Source organism: Clostridium sp. UBA1652 (genome assembly GCF_002320975.1).
GTDB lineage: Bacteria > Bacillota > Clostridia > Clostridiales > Clostridiaceae > Clostridium_T > Clostridium_T intestinale.
Genome location: NZ_DCLI01000056.1, coordinates 75,576 through 91,539, shown reverse-complemented (window position 1 = coordinate 91,539; position 15,964 = coordinate 75,576). Strand labels below are relative to the sequence as shown.

18 protein-coding genes are annotated in these 15,964 nt (G+C 27.9%); 5 read left to right on the top strand and 13 right to left on the bottom strand.

What is annotated here, in order from left to right; translation table 11 throughout:
• Window positions 1-25: 25 nt before the first annotated feature.
• The 7 genes from B3N22_RS11320 to B3N22_RS11290 form a co-directional block, all read right to left on the bottom strand.
• On the bottom strand, window positions 26-451 hold the full coding sequence (locus B3N22_RS11320; RefSeq protein ID WP_286907165.1) for a MarR family winged helix-turn-helix transcriptional regulator: 426 nt from the start codon (window positions 449-451) through the stop codon (window positions 26-28).
• Between the two features lie 287 nt (window positions 452-738).
• The gene (locus B3N22_RS11315; protein WP_286907163.1) at window positions 739-1,155 is read right to left on the bottom strand and encodes a hypothetical protein; all 417 of its coding nucleotides are present in this window, start codon (window positions 1,153-1,155) and stop codon (window positions 739-741) included.
• Between the two features lie 170 nt (window positions 1,156-1,325).
• Complete coding sequence (locus B3N22_RS11310) at window positions 1,326-1,946, bottom strand: nitroreductase family protein (protein WP_286907161.1); 621 nt, start codon at window positions 1,944-1,946, stop codon at window positions 1,326-1,328.
• A gap of 115 nt (window positions 1,947-2,061) precedes the next feature.
• Window positions 2,062-4,317, bottom strand: a complete 2,256-nt coding sequence (locus B3N22_RS11305) for an excinuclease ABC subunit UvrA (protein WP_286907159.1) — start codon at window positions 4,315-4,317, stop codon at window positions 2,062-2,064.
• Between the two features lie 6 nt (window positions 4,318-4,323).
• Window positions 4,324-5,025 carry a MerR family transcriptional regulator gene (locus B3N22_RS11300; RefSeq protein WP_286907157.1) on the bottom strand — a complete coding sequence of 234 codons (702 nt, stop codon included), beginning with the start codon at window positions 5,023-5,025 and terminating at the stop codon, window positions 4,324-4,326.
• A 138-nt stretch (window positions 5,026-5,163) separates the two neighbouring features.
• Entirely contained in the window at window positions 5,164-5,601 is a 438-nt protein-coding gene (locus B3N22_RS11295; RefSeq protein ID WP_286907155.1) for a MarR family winged helix-turn-helix transcriptional regulator, read from the bottom strand.
• A gap of 68 nt (window positions 5,602-5,669) precedes the next feature.
• Entirely contained in the window at window positions 5,670-6,191 is a 522-nt protein-coding gene (locus tag B3N22_RS11290; protein ID WP_286907154.1) for a dihydrofolate reductase family protein, read from the bottom strand.
• A gap of 126 nt (window positions 6,192-6,317) precedes the next feature.
• On the opposite strand from B3N22_RS11290, the gene B3N22_RS11285 reads away from it, so the two are divergent.
• The gene (locus B3N22_RS11285) at window positions 6,318-7,265 is read left to right on the top strand and encodes a helix-turn-helix transcriptional regulator (RefSeq protein ID WP_286907152.1); all 948 of its coding nucleotides are present in this window, start codon (window positions 6,318-6,320) and stop codon (window positions 7,263-7,265) included.
• Window positions 7,266-7,329: 64 nt separating this feature from the next.
• Here B3N22_RS11285 and B3N22_RS11280 read toward each other — a convergent pair whose 3' ends face one another.
• On the bottom strand, window positions 7,330-7,872 hold the full coding sequence (locus tag B3N22_RS11280) for a hypothetical protein (RefSeq protein WP_286907149.1): 543 nt from the start codon (window positions 7,870-7,872) through the stop codon (window positions 7,330-7,332).
• 237 nt (window positions 7,873-8,109) lie between these two features.
• On the opposite strand from B3N22_RS11280, the gene B3N22_RS11275 reads away from it, so the two are divergent.
• On the top strand, window positions 8,110-8,625 hold the full coding sequence (locus B3N22_RS11275; RefSeq protein WP_286907147.1) for an RNA polymerase sigma factor: 516 nt from the start codon (window positions 8,110-8,112) through the stop codon (window positions 8,623-8,625).
• The gene (locus B3N22_RS11270) at window positions 8,622-9,743 is read left to right on the top strand and encodes an anti sigma factor C-terminal domain-containing protein (RefSeq protein ID WP_286907145.1); all 1,122 of its coding nucleotides are present in this window, start codon (window positions 8,622-8,624) and stop codon (window positions 9,741-9,743) included. The genes B3N22_RS11275 and B3N22_RS11270 overlap by 4 nt, the downstream gene beginning before the upstream one ends.
• Window positions 9,744-9,809: 66 nt before the next feature.
• Here the strand turns inward: B3N22_RS11270 and B3N22_RS11265 are convergent, their stop codons facing one another.
• Entirely contained in the window at window positions 9,810-10,475 is a 666-nt protein-coding gene (locus B3N22_RS11265) for a TetR/AcrR family transcriptional regulator (RefSeq protein WP_073016635.1), read from the bottom strand.
• Between the two features lie 171 nt (window positions 10,476-10,646).
• On the opposite strand from B3N22_RS11265, the gene B3N22_RS11260 reads away from it, so the two are divergent.
• Both B3N22_RS11260 and B3N22_RS11255 read left to right on the top strand, forming a co-directional pair.
• Entirely contained in the window at window positions 10,647-11,564 is a 918-nt protein-coding gene (locus tag B3N22_RS11260; protein ID WP_286907144.1) for an ABC transporter ATP-binding protein, read from the top strand.
• Window positions 11,557-12,354 (top strand): ABC transporter permease subunit, encoded by a 798-nt coding sequence (locus tag B3N22_RS11255; protein WP_286907142.1) that lies wholly within the window; start codon window positions 11,557-11,559, stop codon window positions 12,352-12,354. Before B3N22_RS11260 ends, B3N22_RS11255 begins: the two co-directional genes overlap by 8 nt.
• A 38-nt stretch (window positions 12,355-12,392) precedes the next feature.
• Here B3N22_RS11255 and B3N22_RS11250 read toward each other — a convergent pair whose 3' ends face one another.
• From B3N22_RS11250 to B3N22_RS11235, 4 genes are all read right to left on the bottom strand, one after another.
• Complete coding sequence (locus B3N22_RS11250; protein ID WP_286907140.1) at window positions 12,393-13,829, bottom strand: methyl-accepting chemotaxis protein; 1,437 nt, start codon at window positions 13,827-13,829, stop codon at window positions 12,393-12,395.
• A 104-nt stretch (window positions 13,830-13,933) separates the two neighbouring features.
• Entirely contained in the window at window positions 13,934-14,155 is a 222-nt protein-coding gene (locus B3N22_RS11245) for a NifU family protein (RefSeq protein ID WP_021801783.1), read from the bottom strand.
• 62 nt (window positions 14,156-14,217) lie between these two features.
• Window positions 14,218-14,652: a MarR family transcriptional regulator gene (locus B3N22_RS11240; RefSeq protein WP_073016645.1), complete on the bottom strand. Its 435-nt coding sequence runs from the start codon at window positions 14,650-14,652 to the stop codon at window positions 14,218-14,220.
• 147 nt (window positions 14,653-14,799) lie between these two features.
• Window positions 14,800-15,960, bottom strand: a complete 1,161-nt coding sequence (locus B3N22_RS11235; RefSeq protein ID WP_286907136.1) for a MerR family transcriptional regulator — start codon at window positions 15,958-15,960, stop codon at window positions 14,800-14,802.
• Between the last annotated feature and the right edge of the window lie 4 nt (window positions 15,961-15,964).

The following is a 15,964-nucleotide window of genomic DNA, read 5'->3' as shown; positions in this document are numbered from 1 at the left end:
CTCCTTTTAATTAAACCTAAAATATTTAAATTTTATCTATAGCTTTTATAAGTATATCTAAGCTTTCTAATACTTGTTGTTTTTTCTCATCTGGAATTCCATCATATATCTTTTTGAAATATTGGTTCATATCTTTCTCTATTCCCTCAAAAATTTTATATCCTTTATCTGTAAGTGATATTGTTACATATCTTCTATCTTCTGGATCAATATCTCTTTTAACTAACTCTCTTGAAACAAGGCTATTTACAGTCCTACTCATTGTACTGTTCTCTAAATTTAATAATTCAGCTAATTGATTTAAGGAGATATTTTTCACTCGTCCTATTTCTACTAATGCGTGACATTGTGACATTGTAATATCGCAACATGAATAGCCACATTCCTCTAAAACTCCAAGTTTTCTTTCCATTATTCTTATAGATTCTCTTAGTTGTTTTTCATTAATCATAATCAATTACCTCCTGAAATTATTGTACTATGCAATAGTTGTATTATACAACTATTTTTTTAAAATTAGTCAATTAGAGTTATTCTTTTCATTATTTAAAGACTGCCATAAGTACGATATTTAAATACTTACAGCAGTCTTTATTCAGAATTTATTAAATTTGATTACTTATGTGTGATTATGTTTTAATTAATTACGCTAGTTTACATCATACTCATCTAGAACTGCATTTCTTCACTTACCCTTGTCCAATCATTATTTTACATTTCCCTTATGTAAAATCCCACTTACCCAAGCCTCTTACAATAATCTCCAACTAACTTTATCATTTTTAATACCAAAAGTTCAAATCCATAAGCTACAAATATAAAAAATAGCTCTAAAGGAGTAAAAAGTATAAATGCAACTACATTATCAAATTTATCAAATGTATAATAGTATTTATTGTTAAGATCCATGATTATGTAGTTTACTACACCTAAGATTAAAGCGGAGGAAATAAAGTATGGTATCACCTTTTCCTTATGTTTGTATGTTAATAGAATAATCATAGAAGCTAGAGTTATGGTAATTATGTAGCTATTATAATAAATATATATTTTAGTTATAATAGCTACATTATTAAACCTTCCTATAGTCCCCCATAAATTAAATGATAAAGCTAAAACAAATCCAACAACTGTAAATATAAGTATTTTCTTCATAAAGTCCCCCATTTGTATATTTAATTTTAATATAGTAAATTATAACAAATAGATGATATATTTACAATTATATGTATTAGACTCACTACATCTATAATTTTATAAAATAAAAAATCTTTATTTCTCAAGATTTTAATATATTGATTAAACTCATTACAATATCTAAATTTCTAAAAGTATTTTACAAATTCAGTAGTAGGTTTTCTATAGCCTCTAATTTTATTACTACTCTTGTCCATTTTACCAATAGTTATCATCAGTGCAGGTACTTCATTTTTAGGAATATTTAGTAGTTTACTTATCTTCTCTTTTTCAAAATATATCATTGGACATGTATCCCATTCTTTATTTTTTGCTAAAAGCATAAAAAGCATAGATGATAAGGATGCATTTCTTATTGCCTCATCATGTTTAAATTCTTCTCCCCACCCCGTATAAAGGTTATGAATACTATCAATCATAATTTGGTACTCAGTTTTATCAATCATTCCAAGTAACATTGACCCCTCATAAATTTTATCAGCGGACAAATATGCATTTTTATCTCCAGTAACAATTATTACTGCAGATGCAGTTTTAATTTTGTACTGTTTAAATGATGCCTCATAAACTTTGTTTTTTAACTCCTCATCTTCTACTATGTAATATTTTGCATGCTGTAAATTAAACGCTGATGGAGCTAAAGAAAGTTCCCTAAATATTTCATTAAAATCTTCCCTTGGGATTTTTATACCCTTAATAAATTTATTTGCAGATCTTCTTTCTCTTACAATTTCTAAAAATTCATTCATATAAATACTCTCCTTGCAGTAAATATTCTATTCTCTCTGCTATTTTATATAGTCATTATTCGTTAATGATTATTATACTATATCTACTCTAGAAAAGTAAGTGAATTCTCTTTATTTATATGCTCTTAGTAGCTTCAATATATTTAGCAGTTAATGATGCCTCACATTTAAGAAGCTCTTTTGGTGTTCCTTCAAATATTATTTCTCCACCTCTAGTTCCACCATCTGGTCCCATATCAATTATCCAATCTGCCCTTTTAATTATATCTACATTGTGTTCAATAATTATAACTGTATTTCCTCTATCTACAATTCCTTCAACTATATTTATAAACTTTTCTATATCTGCCATATGAAGTCCTGTTGTAGGTTCATCTAAAATATAGATTGAACTTTTAGTATGTAGTTCACTTGCAAGTTTTAATCTCTGACACTCTCCACCAGATAATGTGTCTAGGGTTTGCCCCAAGCTTAAGTAACCTATACCCATTTCTTCTAAAGCTTCTAGTTTTGACTTTATTGCTTTAATGTTAAAAAATTCAATAGCTTCTGTAACAGACATATCTAGAACTTCTATTATGCTTTTACCTTGATATTTATAGTCTAAAACTTCACTTTTAAATTTTTTGCCTTCACAAACATCACAAGTGCTTTTTATATTTTCCATAAATGCAAGATTTGTTTCTATTACTCCACTTCCATTACAATTTTCACATGCTCCTTCTGAGTTTGAACTAAATAATGATATACTAACATTATTAGCTTGAGAAAAAACTTTTCTTATATTATCCATGATTCCACTATAGGTTGCTAAACTTGATCGTGAATTAGTTGATACTGCACTTTGATCTATAAGTACAGCATCTTTATTCTGTTTTAAGAATTCATCTTTTATTAAGGTACTTTTACCGGAGCCAGCAACTCCAGTTACAACAGTTAATATCCCTTTAGGTATGGTAACCGATATATTTTTTAAGTTATTTTTATTACAATTAACTGCCTCTAGATACCCTTTATGCTCTCTGACTTTTTCTTTAATAGATAGTGACTTCTTTAAGGCTTCGCCAGTTAAAGAACCAGATTTAAGTAAATCTTCATACCTTCCTTGATATACAATTTTTCCACCATCTCTTCCTGCTCTTGGTCCTATGTCTACTATATGATCTGCAATCTTAATTACATCTGGATCATGCTCAACAACCAGCACCGTATTACCTTTATCTCTAAGTTTAATTAAAAGATTATTTAATTTATTTACATCTCTTGGATGAAGTCCTATACTAGGTTCATCAAATATATACATCAAATCTATAAGATTGCTGTTTAAATATTTTACCATTTTTATACGCTGAGATTCACCACCAGATAATGATGAGGTTTCTCTATCTAAAGTTAAGTATCCAAGCCCTATGTCTATAATATTATTAAGTTTCTCTATTATACTTTTTATAAAGGGTTCTGCCTCTGGATTTTCTATTTCCCCAATGACTTTAATTAATTCGTCAATTTGCATTTTAGTTAAATCTGAAATATTATAACCATTAATTAAACATTTATATACTCTTTCATGAAGCCTTCTTCCATTACACTTAGGGCAAGTATCTTCAATAAGAAGTTTATTTAGTTTTTTCTTTGATGCTTCTGAGGTTTCTCCTTGTTTGCCTAAATACAATCTATTAAATTTAATTAATAAACCCTCAAAGGTTATGTTCATTTTACCTGTTTCATCAAGTTTTATTTTATGAGCAGGAGAATTTAAGAATTTCTCCATTTCTTCCTTTGAGTAATCTACTATTTTCTTATTAGGATCAAAATATCCTGAATCAACAAACAGTTTCCAGTGCCAAGAATCTACCCCAAACCCAGTAAGTAAAATAGCTCCTTCATTTAAAGACTTATTTATATCAAGTATTTCAGCCATGTTAGGAATTAGTTTTTTACCAAGACCTTGACATTCTGGACACATACCATGTATATCATTAAAGGAAAACATATTTGCTTTACCTATATAGGTACTTCCAAATCTTGAGTATAAGGCTCTTAAGAAAGAATTTATATCTGTAATAGTACCTAAAGTTGATCTTGAATTACCTCCAAGTCTGCTTTGATCTATTACTATTGGGGTAGATAAGTTTTCTATTTTATCAGCTTTAACCTCACCATACTTTGGTAAAAAGTTTCTTATGAAGGCACTAAAGGTTTCATTTAACTGTCTTTGAGCTTCCTTTGCTACTGTCTCAAAAACAATAGAGGATTTACCAGAGCCAGACACCCCTGTAAATATTGTTATTTTTCTTTTGGGTATTTCTAGTGAAACATTTTTTAAATTATTTTCCCTTAAGCCCTTTAAAACAATAAACTCTTTATCCATACTTATTCAATCCTCCTTCATTTTATTTAGGTGACATATCAAATTTTCCATATCCTTTTGTCTATCTCCTATAGGTGATAATAATTCATTTTCTCTATGTAGAAATTCAAAGTTATTAGCTTCTATTTTTCTAATCATTTTCCCAATACATTGAGTACTGTAGTTTTCTTTTCTTATAAGTTTTATGGTCTTCAATAGAATAATTTCATGTTCTGAATAAATTCGGTAATTATTTTTATTATTTCTTGGTACCTCTAATAGTCCATTTCTCTCCCAATTAATAATTACATCAATAGATACACCGATTTCTTTTGATACTTCACTTCTTTTTAAGGAAATCTTATTATTTTCATCAATATGAAATTTTATTAACTCTTTTATTTCTTTAATAAGTATAAATTCATTAGCTTTTTCAACTTGTATTTGTAATAAGAATTTCTTACTTAAATCCAAAGCTATATCTAATTCATTCCTTGAAATAGTTTTTAAAATTTCTCTTACTTTAAATATCATATAAACTTTTACTATATCATTTTTTAAAACTAATCTTGCAAGCTTAATTTGCTCAATATGTTTATCTGTATAAATTCTATAACCATTTTCACTTCTTTCAACATTGCTTATATATCCTGATTTTTCATAAGCCAAAATAGTATTGTTGTGTACACCTATGATTTTAGCCACATCTGATGTTCTATAGACCTTCAACTAATTACCTCCCTTCTCCAATATACAGGTCAGATTATATCATAATACATAAACTCTGGTGCGATATTGGAGGGTTTGTGTATTTTCATTTAATTACATAAATAAATGCCAGACTTAAAAGCCTGGCATTATTATAAGTTAAAATCTAAAATCATTTATATTGTTTATTACTTTATCTATATTACATTCAAAAATTTCTTTTTGCTCATCTGTAAAATCCTTTAATAATATACTGCGAAATTCTTCCTCTAATTCTAAAATTCTTTTTCTTATTGGCATGGCATCCTCAGTTAATCTTATATGAACGCTTCTTTTATCTGAATGGCATTCACATTTTTGAATTAATCCTTGACCTTCATACTTATTTATTATATCTGATAATGAAGACTTTGATATCTGCCATAAACTTGCAACTTCATTAAAAAGTAATGTAGATCCATCCTCTGGTAAAATATGAAATAGAGTTATGTGGTTTTGTAATATAGGCATTCCTTCTGCCTTAAGTCTTTTCATCATGAATTTATCAAAAACTTCACTGACTATTTTTATCTTGCCCATAACACATTTTTTATCCATTATTACCACCTCATTCGTTCGAATACGAATTGATTGTAATCTTTTTCTTTTCAGTTGTCAAGGTCTTACTATCTCTTTGAGTATTTTAAGATAGTAATCCCATCTTCTATTAAATATTCATCAAGATGTAGTTTTACTGTAGGGTTATTTTGTAAAAATAGTGGTCTTCCTTTTCCAAGTATAATTGGAATTATACCAATGATATACTCATCGATAATATCAGCTTTAATAAAATGATCTACCAGAACTCCTCCACCGAAAAGGTAAATATCCTTTCCCGCTTTCTTTTTTTCCTCTAGAATTACTTTGCATATATCTCCATTAATAAAATGTATATTTTCTTTATCTTGAAGTTTTTGAGATGTAGCAATATACACCTTTTTGTTTTTGTATTCAAGATGCATGTTTTGATCATAGCAATTTTTTCCCATAACTACAGTATCAACACCTTCAAGAAACTTATTAAAATCATGTTTTCCTGTATTTAGTTTATGATCTCCATCTCCAACAATCCACTCATAGGTACCATCTTCTGAAGCTATAAATCCATCTAAACTAATGGCTAGATTTAAAATTATTTTTCTTTCCATTTAAAAATCCTCCTTCACATGTTATAAATATTCTTTTCTATATGCTTTATAATTATGTTGATTTAATACATAATTAATTATAAGATATAAAAACTGACAACCTATGTCATATAAATGGAGGAAATAATGAGAGCAGACAGATTAATTTCTATACTTATGTTATTACAAATATACAAAAAGTTAACAGCTCAAGAATTGTCTAAAAAACTTGAGGTTTCTGTAAGAACCATTTATAGAGATATTGATTCATTAAGTGGTATAGGAATACCTATTGTAACTGAAAAAGGTATAAATGGAGGCATAACACTTTTAGGCAATTATAAGACTACCCTTACAGGAATAAATAAAAATGAGCTTCTCTCTTTATTTATTCCTACTGGAGATAAAATATTTGAAGATCTAGGAATAGAAAATCTTAAAAATACTACTATATTGAAGATTTTAGGAGACTCCTCACCTGATAATTATAAGGAATTTGAAAATTTTCAAAACTATATTTATATTGATATGAATACCTGGAATAATTCAAAAACTAATACAAACAAAGATGTACTTTCTACATTACAAAAAGCTACATGGAGTTCAAAATCGTTAAAGATGTGTTACAAAAAGATAGATGGAAAAAAAGAAATAACTATCAATCCTTTAGGCTTAGTTTGCAAAAGGAGTATCTGGTATCTTGTTGCTATAGATTGCGATACTATTAAAACCTACAAGATATCTTCTATTGAATCAGCTACTTTAACTAATGATAAATTTACTAGACCTCCAGAATTTAACCTGAAAACTTATTGGGAAAATTCCGTAAGTAAATTTAAAACTTTAATACCTAAATACAATTTCATCTTTAAAATTAATCCTAATATACTTGAAAGCGTAAGGGAAAGACCTTTTATAACAATAAAAGAAATTATTTATAGGAATGATGAGCTTCATCTTTATATAAGTTTTGATTCATTATGGCAAGGAATAGAATTTGCATTTAGTTATGGTAAAGATATAAAAATTTTAGAACCCTTTGAAGCTATCACTGAAATTAAAAAGAAATCATTAGAGATAATTGATTTATATTAAAGATAGTATAAAACTCCTAAGATATATACTCTAGGTAAATCTTAGGAGTTAAAACAATCCCATTCTATATCTGCCAATAAACATCAAACAGCTTCCAGTCTGAATCTTCTTTTTCTCTTGTAACTACATAGTACCTAGTCCAACTTCCATTTCCCCATTGAGCCACAGCAGCATGTTTTGGATAATAAACTATATTATAATTTACTTCAATAACTTTATGTTCATAAGGATTGTATTCTCTTAATCTTTCTACAAAACTATAATACTTATCCATTTGCTCTAAATCAGTATAATCTTTTTCATTTATTTCTTTTAAACTATTAATAGTTATTTTTCTAGGATTAGTCTTCTCTGTTTTTCTTGATTTATGAATTTCAACGATATTTTCATTATCTACATAAATATTTTTAAGTTTCTCAAATTCATCCGTAATATCAAATCTAAATGAATCTAAAACAATTTTCTCCTCTAAAGAGCTTGCTTTTATTTTTGACTTAAAATATCTCAGTTTATTATAAACAACTATTTCATACCTTCCTACAAAGAAATAATATCCACTCAAAAGAACAAATATGATTATTAAAACTTTTTTCTTATTACCACTCAATTATTTATCCCCCTTTAAATCAAAGCTGCCTTTATTATTAGTAATTTCATTATATATGAAAACCTTAACTTTTATAGCTATATTGGTATTTCTTAATCTTTTTTTAAGAATAATTTGGAATATTTTCTTTGATTATCTAGTAACCATATCGTAAAATTACACTATATTTTAAAAGATTATATTTTTAGTGTAACTTTTTACTTTTCTAATTGTTATATAGATGAAAGGGGTGAGAAAGTGCCTGAACTGGAAGAGCTCTACAGTGAAATAAAAGATAAATTATTCAGCTATATTATGAAGCTATCTGGAGATAAGCATGTTGCTGAGGAAATTGTTCAAGAAACCTTTTGTCGGGCACTAGAGCAAATCCTCATAAGTAAAAAGGAACTGAATATAGCTTGGTTTTATACAGTTTCAAAACATCTATACTTTGATTATGTGAAAAAGCAAAACAAATACAAATTTACAGAAGAAATTGAAAAAGAAGATGTTTCATATGAAGCAATTCCTTATAGTGATCTTTTAAAAAATGAAGATTCAGATGAAGTAAGAAAGGTTCTTAACATGCTTAAAGCTAACTATCGAGAAATTTTAATTTTAAGAGAATTTAAGGAGTTATCCTATGAAGCAATATCAAAATTAACTGGAATGAGTCTAGTGCAAGTAAAAGTCACTCTTTACAGAGCTAGAAATAAATTTAAAAAGCTGTATGAGAGTAATCATAAAAACTTTAGAAATGGAGGTACTCTATGAATTGCAATGATGTTAAAGCAAACATTAAAAGATATTTAAATGATGAATGTAGCTCGGAAGAAAAATATGAAATATCCACTCATATAAGTAATTGTCCTAATTGCATGAAATTATTAGATGAGTTAGAATCGCAAATATTTCAAAATAAAGACTACTCTAATTCCATAAATACAAAAAAAGTTTTAAATAAAGCTAGAAAAACTTTGATCTTCAAGGTTATCTCTACAACAATAATATCAATAATAATATTTATAAGTATGTTTTTTGTTGTAGTCCCAGGTGTATTTAAGTTTATTTATTATCCTAAAATTTCTGATATTACAAGAACGCTTTCAGATATTACTCAATTTACTTCTCCTTATACAGTAGTTGGATTTGGGAATAAGCATGCTGGTTTTGGCAAATATAGTTTTGATATAGAGACTTACACAAAAGAAATCATAGGCACAAAAAATAAAAATTCTACTACTATTTCTAGAAATTTTAATATGATTTCTGGAACTTATGAAAGTCCAGTAACTCCTTTTGTTCAATTCATTCATCCAAATATTCAACTTTCTGATACTTTATCACAAAGTCTTTCTCCAACAAAAGCTTTAAATACACTTAAAAAGAACAGTGATACTACTGTAGCTCTAGTTGATATTTCTCTAAATTCAGTAACAAATTTAGAAAATCTGCTAGAATCTTTAAAAGACTTAGACCTAAAAATTGTATGGATGGCAGTAGAATGTGGATATGAGGAATTTAAGGTTTCAAATATGAGTAGTGGACAAAATCAATATGTCCAGTGGGGAATCCCAGGAAGTTTATTTACCACTGAAACTTTATTTTCAGAGGAATTAAATTATAAAAACACAGAATACGAAAAAAGAGTTTTAGAAGAATTAAAATGGCTAGATGAAAATAAAAAATATATCTCTGCAAATAAGAGTTTAATAAAATATCAAAACTTCGATAATAGAGTTTTAGATAATGCCAAGTATATTCTTGATAATGGCATTAAGATATATGGAATTCGAGTTACAGGCCCTTCATCAGAACTTATTAAAATCAATGATAAATTAGATGTACGAACTGAGGAAGTTATTGATATGGATTTTTACAATTGGAATTAGTATTAATTTTGTTATATAACTAAGCTGCTACAAAACTAAAATATTTAGTTTTGTAGCAGTTTATTTTTAAAAGTTACTATTTCTATCTTTTTGCTCCTGCCCAGTTATTACTCTTTCATAAGATTTAAATAATCGGCTTCTTTCTTTTAGATTATCCTTATCTCCAAATATACCAAAGAAAAATAATTTGCTTACTCCTAAAATATATTCGATGCTTGCATCTCCAGTTCCTGGATTAGATAAAGCAGCCCACATGGATATAAATGAAATTAATGCATTAGTAGGTATAACAGAGTCTATTATTCCTTCTTTTTTCCCTTGTTCTATGTACTTTATCAAAAACAGCATGGATTCATTTACTAATTCATTATAAATTTGCTGCATTAAAGGATCTTCCCATACTTCTTTACTTAATATATCAGATTCCATCATAGTTGGAGCATTTTCTGCTGATAGAGAAAATATTTCTTCTGATTTCTCTATGAAGGTTTTATTTGATTCTATTATATTTATAAAAGAACTAATATATTGGTCGAAATATATCTTTAAGGCTTCCCTAGCTAAATTATCTTTGGTTTGAAAATAATTAAAAATTGTAACCTTTGAAACTTTTGCTGTTTTAGCTATATCTGAAACACTTGTATTTGATATTCCGCTTCTTAAAAACATATCTAAAGCTGTATTTAAAATTAATTTCTTTTTTTCCTCAGTTCTTCTTTCGTATCCATTCATCATATCACCACCTATATTTATACGTATGTTTATTTAATTATACCACAATATATTTTGAACTTTAATATTAAATTAAGTTCAAAATATATTGACTTACTATAAAATCGGGAGTATTATGAACTCATAAGGCGCTTTAGTTCAAATTGTATAGTAAAGGGGGAAAATATAACTATGAATGTTATTGAAATAAAACATTTAACTAAAGATTATGGAAGTGAAAAAGGTGTTTTTAATCTAGATCTTTCAGTAAAAAAAGGGGAGGTATTCGGATTTTTAGGTCCAAACGGAGCTGGAAAGACAACTACTATACGACATCTTATGGGGTTTATTCATCCAGACAAAGGAAGCTGTTCTATCAATGGTTTGAGCTGTAGCAAGGATAGTCATATAATTCAAAAAAATCTTGGATATCTACCTGGAGAAATAGCTTTCATGGATGATATGACTGGAATTAACTTCATTAAATTTATTTCAGAAATGAAAGGTGTTAAGGATTTTAGCCGTGCTCAAGAGCTAATCAATATGTTTAGTTTAGACCCTTCTGGAAAAATAAAAAAAATGTCCAAAGGTATGAAACAAAAAATTGGTATAGTTTGTGCATTTATGAATGATCCAGATATTATTATTCTTGATGAACCAACTTCAGGTCTTGACCCACTTATGCAAAACAAGTTTTTAGAGCTTATTTTATCAGAAAAGGAAAAAGGTAAAACAATTTTTATGTCATCTCATATTTTTGATGAAATTGAACGTACCTGTGACCGTACAGCGATTATTAAAAATGGTAAATTAGTAGCTATCGAAGATATGAAAACTCTCTCTAGCTCAAAACATAAATCCTATATTATAACCTTCTTAAATGAAGAAATGGCAAAAAACTTTATTAATGATGGGTTTAATGTAAAAGAAATAGTTAAAAATCAAGTTACAGTATCTATAAAAGGTAAGGTCATGCCCCTTATACATGCTCTAGGGAAATATGAAGTAAAAAGTTTAGATATTAAAACCCAAAGCCTTGAGGAATTATTTATGCACTACTATGGAGATATACAATCATCACACTATTATGGAGGTGAAAAAAATGATTAGTTTGCCATTATTTAAACGTGAAATGAAGGCTAATTCAAAACTTCTTATGATTTTTATTTATATTTTAACATTATATATTTTAAGCATGATTTATCTTTATGATCCTGAAAAAAATAATATAATGGAACAGATGGTACAAGCTATGCCTGAGGTAATGAAAGCATTTGGTATGGTTTCAAGCGGTGGTTCACTTATTAGCTTTTTATCTTCTTATTTATATGGATTTATAATTTTGATGTTTCCTATTATATTTATTATAATCCTTGCAAATAAACTTGTGGCTGGCTATATTGATCGCGGATCAATGGCGTATCTTCTTGCAACTCCTAATAAAAGAATAAAAATTATTTTTACTCAAGCTTTATGTTTATGGGTTAATATGGCTATTCTTATAGCTTATGCTACTGTTGCAATTATAGTTATTTCCGCATTTTTTCATCCTGGAGCTCTTGATGTTAAGAAATTAATTGAGATTAACTTTTCAGTATTTATGCTTCACCTAGCTGTAAGTGGGATATGCTTTTTTGCTTCAAGTATTAGTAATGATACTAAACTTTCTTTCACAATTGGAGCAGGTATACCCGTTATATTTTATCTGATTCAGATGATAGCTAATATGGGTGGAAAACTTGAAAATCTGAAGTACTTTACACTATACACTCTATTTAATCCTAACGATATTATTGCAGGAAAAAACATCTTACTTCCTGTAATTGTACTTACAACAATCTCAATTATACTTTATAGCATTAGTATATTTATTTTTTCAAAGAGAGATTTACCTGTATAAGAAAAAGTCAGGCCTTATTGCCTGACTTTAAATATATACTAAATATCGAAGGCAGAAACATTTTTCTCTAATACCTTTGATATATTAACCAATTTTTTAGAAGTTATGGACATCTCATTTGTAATTGCTGCCTGCTCTTCTGTTGAAGCAGTTACTTCCTCTGATAAAGCTGTAATTGTTTGAGACTCAGAGGTTATTGATTCTACGGTTTTTAATATTCCATTACTTGTACCTACAGTTCCCTTTAAAACACTATGTACTTCATTAATTTCCTTAGGTATATCATTTACTCTTATAATTACCTGTTTGAATGCATCAATTGCTGTTTCTATATCTTGCCTACTTTCAGCAACTATATTTGTTACATGCTCTGTAGTATCATAAACATCATGGGTTTCTTTTGTAACAGTATTTACAAGATTAGCTATTCCCTTTGATGACATTAACACCTCTTCAGCAAGCTTTCTTATTTCATTTGCAACTACTGAGAATCCTTTTCCAGATTCACCAGCTCTTGCTGCTTCAATTGAAGCATTTAAAGCTAATAGATTTGTCTGCGATGCAACCCCATTTATTACATCAACAATTGAATTTATTTGAGATATTGTTTCATCTAGATTTTCAACTTTTGTTTTTGCAAGAGTAAATGAATTAAGCATTTCATCTACACTAGCGGAGAGATTATTAATTTTCTCTGCACCTGCATTTGCATCTTTTCTTATGTATTCTCCATCTTTAGACAATATATTTAATTTATCATTTACTCCATTTAAGTCACTTGAAAAATTCTTAAGTAAGTTTACTGCCTCTTCAAGGGATTCTGTTTGTTTCATTCCACCTTGTGATACATTATTAACTGCTGATGCAATCTCTTCACTTGATAATGCTATTTGATTTCCTCCGCTAGATATGTTATTTGATATGTTACTTAAACTTTCAGATATGACTTTAATTTTTCTAACAAGTTCTCTCATACTTTTTCTAGTTTTTGTACTAGCATTAGCAAGTTTCCCTATTTCGTCATTACTATTAATAGTATATTCTACTGTGAAATCTCCCTCTCCTGCTTTTTCTATAGCATCTTTAATTATCTCTATAGGTTTTGCTATCCTTTTTCCAATTTGCAATGCAACTATAAAAGTTAGGGCTAATATTATAAACCCAAATATAATACTGTTAATAAGGCTTTTATGTATTTGTTCATTCATATGTTTTACGGATATACTATCAGTAGCATCTATTACTTCCTGCATACTTTTAATATCAATATTATCTAGACTTTCTATATTGGCTTTTATATTATTAACTAATGTTATTCCATCAGCTTTCATTTGATTTTCTATACCTTTTCTCATTTCAAAAGTAAAAAAGATCGTACAAATAACTAATATTATTGCTGCTATTAAAGTAAAATTAAAAATTAATCTTTTTCTAATTGAATTAAAAACTAGCCTATTTTTTATTTTAGTAAACATAGTTTCCTCCCTAACCTAACCAAAATCACTAAAAATGTACTCGAACGTATTGATTTACTTTAAGCTGCATTTCCTTAACTTACGAAATACATCTTAAAATAATATTAAACCCCTATTACAGACTTAACTCCTGGCACCTCTTGTCTTAATCTATCTTCTATAACCATTTTTATAGTCATCATAGCTCCAGGACAATTCCCACAAGCGCCTTGCATTTTAACACTTACAACTCCATCATTGCTAACACCAACAAATTCAACATCCCCACCATCATTTTGTAATATTGGTCTAATTTTATCTAATGATTTAATTATTAATTCTTTCATAAAAATACCTTCCTCCAACAATTATTCGTACGTGTACGTATAATATCATTAAAAAAATACACCTATAGCATTTTTTTGATATTATTTAATGCACTATTAATATTATCTTCAAACACAACTTTTTCTTCTTGAGTAAAATCTTCTAATAACACATTTCGAAATTCTTCCTCTAGCTCTAAAATTCTTGTTTTTATGGGCATAGCATCCTCTGTTAAACTTATATGAATACTTCTTCTATCTTCATGGCATTCACATTTATTAATTAATCCTTGATTTTCATATTTATTAATAATATCTGATAGCGACGATTTAGATATCTTCCACATGCTTACTACTTCATTAAATAGTAGTTTAGAACCATCTTCGGGTAGAATATGAAATAATGTTATGTGATTTTGCAGTATAGGTAAGCCCTCAGCTTTTATTTTTTTAATCATAAATTTATCAAAAGTTTCACTAATCATATTAATCTTTCCCATAATGCATTTCTTATCCATTCTCAACACCTCATTCGTTCGAGTACGAATTAATTATAGGATTTATATCCTTTCTTGTCAACATATTATTTTATTCAATATTTGACGCTTCCTAAATTCATAAAAGGAAACTCAAAATAAGTTTCCTTTATTAGAAATATAATCTTTTTAGTTTTTACATTTATCTGCATATACTTTAAAGGCTTCACCTATAAATCTTGATCTTCCTTCTCCATATTTATCTTCAGTAACTTTTATCCATATATCATTATTTAAATAAAGATCAGACATATATGCCCAATGATTTTCGCCTTGATCTATTTTGTATATTTTATTACTTTTATCTGTTTCATAAGCTATTTCTTCAATAATTTTTTGGATTTCGGAAGATGATGGATCTTTAGTTAAATCCAAAACTAAATTATCATATAAGGTTTCTATTTTAGGTTTTTTACCACCTAAATTTATTTCTAGTACTTGACCTATGAATTTTGATGCCCCAATACCATATTTATTATCAACATCTTTTATCCATTCTTCATTAATTAGAAATAGCTTAATCATATAGAACCAATGCTCATCTCCAATTTCATCTTCAAAAATTTTATAATCCTTTTTTACAGTTTTGGTTATTGCATCGGCAATTACTTGGATTTCTTTTGATGAAATGTCTTTTCTTAAATCTTCTGAAAGTTTTTCAAACAATCTTGCTAGTTCTAGATTTGTATCATCTAGGAGTTCTTTTTTAAATGCAGCATATTGCTCAGATAAAATTAAAAGATCACTATTAAGATTTTGCTTTACTGCTTTAGCATACTTTTCTATACTTCCATACTCTTTTATAGCCATATCAGCTATTTCATCTTCTTTTGATCTTATTTTTTCAATCATTTCATCATATTTATCCATGCTACCGTATACCTTAATTATCTTATCTTCATCCTTTTTAAATTCCTCAAGAACATTAAAGTATTCGCTCATATCAAATTCTTTAAAACTCATTTCACGCTCTCCTTTTATGGTTCTATTTATTAGTTTTATCAAATCATTTAATCTATTCCTCTTTAAAATAAGAAGCTTTTTTTGATTTTCTAAAACCTTAGATTTGTCAAACCTTGGATTATCTATGAGTTTTTTAACTTCTTTAAGGGGTATATCGAGTTCTTTAAAGAATAAAATTTGTTGAAGAGTTTCTAATGCCTCATCATCATAAAGTCTGTATTTAGCTTCTGTAGTTAAAGTTGGCTTTAACAAACCTATCTCATCATAATAATGAAGCATCCTAACACTTATGCCTGTTAAATCCGAAACTTGTTTTACTGTTCTCATAAAT

Excerpts from the sequence above, each read along its gene's own strand:
- B3N22_RS11320 (WP_286907165.1), bottom strand. The coding sequence starts at position 451 with ATGATTAATGAAAAACAACTAAGAGAATCTATAAGAATAATGGAAAGA.
- B3N22_RS11315 (WP_286907163.1), bottom strand. The coding sequence starts at position 1,155 with ATGAAGAAAATACTTATATTTACAGTTGTTGGATTTGTTTTAGCTTTA.
- B3N22_RS11310 (WP_286907161.1), bottom strand. The coding sequence starts at position 1,946 with ATGAATGAATTTTTAGAAATTGTAAGAGAAAGAAGATCTGCAAATAAA.
- B3N22_RS11305 (WP_286907159.1), bottom strand. The coding sequence starts at position 4,317 with ATGGATAAAGAGTTTATTGTTTTAAAGGGCTTAAGGGAAAATAATTTA.
- B3N22_RS11295 (WP_286907155.1), bottom strand. The coding sequence starts at position 5,601 with ATGGATAAAAAATGTGTTATGGGCAAGATAAAAATAGTCAGTGAAGTT.
- B3N22_RS11290 (WP_286907154.1), bottom strand. The coding sequence starts at position 6,191 with ATGGAAAGAAAAATAATTTTAAATCTAGCCATTAGTTTAGATGGATTT.
- B3N22_RS11285 (WP_286907152.1), top strand. The coding sequence starts at position 6,318 with ATGAGAGCAGACAGATTAATTTCTATACTTATGTTATTACAAATATAC.
- B3N22_RS11270 (WP_286907145.1), top strand. The coding sequence starts at position 8,622 with ATGAATTGCAATGATGTTAAAGCAAACATTAAAAGATATTTAAATGAT.
- B3N22_RS11265 (WP_073016635.1), bottom strand. The coding sequence starts at position 10,475 with ATGAATGGATACGAAAGAAGAACTGAGGAAAAAAAGAAATTAATTTTA.
- B3N22_RS11260 (WP_286907144.1), top strand. The coding sequence starts at position 10,647 with ATGAATGTTATTGAAATAAAACATTTAACTAAAGATTATGGAAGTGAA.
- B3N22_RS11255 (WP_286907142.1), top strand. The coding sequence starts at position 11,557 with ATGATTAGTTTGCCATTATTTAAACGTGAAATGAAGGCTAATTCAAAA.
- B3N22_RS11250 (WP_286907140.1), bottom strand. The coding sequence starts at position 13,829 with ATGTTTACTAAAATAAAAAATAGGCTAGTTTTTAATTCAATTAGAAAA.
- B3N22_RS11245 (WP_021801783.1), bottom strand. The coding sequence starts at position 14,155 with ATGAAAGAATTAATAATTAAATCATTAGATAAAATTAGACCAATATTA.
- B3N22_RS11240 (WP_073016645.1), bottom strand. The coding sequence starts at position 14,652 with ATGGATAAGAAATGCATTATGGGAAAGATTAATATGATTAGTGAAACT.
- B3N22_RS11235 (WP_286907136.1), bottom strand. The coding sequence starts at position 15,960 with ATGAGAACAGTAAAACAAGTTTCGGATTTAACAGGCATAAGTGTTAGG.